Origin of the sequence: Nonomuraea sp. JJY05 (genome assembly GCF_043496855.1) — a bacterium.
Lineage (GTDB): Bacteria > Actinomycetota > Actinomycetes > Streptosporangiales > Streptosporangiaceae > Nonomuraea.
This window is the reverse complement of the sequence record NZ_JBIEIS010000054.1, coordinates 1-1,103: the sequence shown is the minus strand read 5'-3', so window position 1 is coordinate 1,103 and position 1,103 is coordinate 1. Positions and strand designations below refer to the sequence as shown.

The 1,103-nt window shown below is 62.3% G+C and carries 1 protein-coding gene; it reads right to left on the bottom strand.

Annotated features, from left to right (window positions below; translation table 11 throughout):
* Positions 1-51 precede the first annotated feature (51 nt).
* Positions 52-279: a hypothetical protein gene (locus ACFKCF_RS51855; protein ID WP_394503550.1), complete on the bottom strand. Its 228-nt coding sequence runs from the start codon at positions 277-279 to the stop codon at positions 52-54.
* Positions 280-1,103 lie beyond the last annotated feature (824 nt).

Below are 1,103 nucleotides of genomic sequence, written 5' to 3'. Positions count from 1 at the left end.
CCCCCCCCCCCCCCCCCCCCCCGCGGCCCGAGCTTGCGGGCCGCTCCAGTCCTAGAGAGCGTGCTGCAGAGCCTCGACGATATCTTTCATGACGCCCATCATCGTGAGCAGTAGCAGGCCGGCACCAAGGACGGCTCCGGCAATAGTTACCGTGGTCAACGTGTCCAGCGGTTTTCCATCTCCGGTGTTCTCGCGCGCGTTTCGGACAAGAGCGGTCAGCAGAACCCACGCAATGGCAATGAAGGTCAACAACAGGACGGCCGCGGCCGGATCGTTCATAGCGTGTGATCTTTCCGGAGATGGCGACCTTGAGCAATCCGGCATCTGAATGCGAGGTGCTAAATCCGCTCCAGCAGAAATCCGAAGCGGCTGGGTTTCTCCCACAGCCTTGCCTCCGGCGGGGGCGCTCCGGCTCCGGGATGATCTCCGCTGCGAGCCTGGGATCCGTAGGTGGCTGAGGTGGAAGCCTGATCATCCCGCCCACCATCGACCCGGGACAAGCCGAGCAGACCAGGGCCACGGGATGATCAGCCGGGAGGGGTGTGAGTAGGCGCGCCACCACCACTAGCCGTGTCACCTTGATCAACAAGCTTCAGAAGGGCGGCAGTGTGTAACGAAGTACCACCGGACTATCGGAAGATCTTCAAGCACTTCCGGCGGGCTCCAGGCATGCTCAACGGCTTCCACGAATGGCTTGTTGGCCGCATCGGCTATGAGAGCAGTCTCGCGTGGCCCACGCTTGCCCTGTGGTTTGTCGAGCCTGTAGGCGACGAGTCGTACAGCGACCTTCCCCCGAGTTGGAACCGGTTGCCATCGAGACGCTCTTTCGCGTAGTCGAAAAGTTCCTTGAGCGCTCTGATGAGGACCAGCCCGCTTGATCTTCGTGCAATTAGCGTGCAATTAGCCAGGGTGACGAGGGGGCAACCACGGCCACTCACGACCGGCCGAACGTCCAGCTCAGCGGCCTCACCTGCTGTACGTGGAGTTGCCCCGGTTCGATAGACACATCAGGGCTTGCGACTACGCGGCAGCATAGTCGAGGTCTTGGGCGTTCTTGAGCGCGTGTCGGCGTTCGTATTCGGCGGGGCTGAGCTGGCCGTTGG